Genomic DNA, 801 nt, shown 5'->3' with positions numbered 1-801 from the left:
TGGTCCGGCGCTGGCGCCGGCCTTCCCCTGAGATCCGCAGAGAGCCCTGATCCCCCATGTCGAATACGCCCAAGATCCTCTACACGCTGACCGATGAAGCGCCGTTCCTGGCCACCCAGTCGCTGCTGCCGGTCGTCAGTGCGTTCACCGCAACCGCCGGTATCGCCGTGGAAACCCGCGACATTTCGCTGTCCGGCCGCATCCTGTCGCTGTTCCCGGAGCGCCTGAAGGACGACCAGAAGGTCAACGATGACCTGGCCGAGCTGGGCCAGCTGGCGACCACCCCGGAAGCCAACATCATCAAGCTGCCGAACATCTCGGCGTCGGTGCCGCAGTTGAAGGCGGCCATCACCGAACTGCAGCAGCAGGGCTATGCGCTGCCGGATTACCCGGAAAACCCGGCCGACGACGAGCAGCGCGACATCAAGGCGCGCTACGACAAGGTCAAGGGCAGCGCGGTGAACCCGGTGCTGCGCGAAGGCAACTCCGACCGCCGTGCGCCGCTGTCGGTGAAGAACTACGCGCGCAAGCATCCGCACCGCATGGGTGCCTGGGCGCAGGATTCGGCCTCGCACGTCGCACACATGGCGTCGGGTGATTTCTACGGCAGCGAAAAGTCGGCAACCATCGCCACCGCCGGCAGCCTGAAGATCACCCTGCACGCTGCCGACCACACCTGACGTGTTGGGCTGACTGGGCTGCCGCTTGCGACAAAAACCGACACCCTGGCCTGTCTAAGGGTCTGCTCCAACACGACGACGGCGCACTCAGCAACACCCGCACGTACACTAGCGAAGCGAA

1 pseudogene is annotated in these 801 nt (G+C 65.0%); it reads left to right on the top strand.

From position 1 onward, the window contains the following. Positions 1 to 56 precede the first annotated feature (56 nt). A pseudogene (locus ABB28_RS17515) lies at positions 57 to 671 on the top strand (NADP-dependent isocitrate dehydrogenase); the annotation flags it as partial. Positions 672 to 801 lie beyond the last annotated feature (130 nt).

It is taken from the genome of Stenotrophomonas chelatiphaga, assembly GCF_001431535.1.
In the GTDB taxonomy this organism is placed as follows: Bacteria; Pseudomonadota; Gammaproteobacteria; order Xanthomonadales; family Xanthomonadaceae; genus Stenotrophomonas; species Stenotrophomonas chelatiphaga.
The sequence above is the reverse complement of the archived record's forward strand: the minus strand, read 5'-3'. Positions and strand labels throughout refer to the sequence as shown.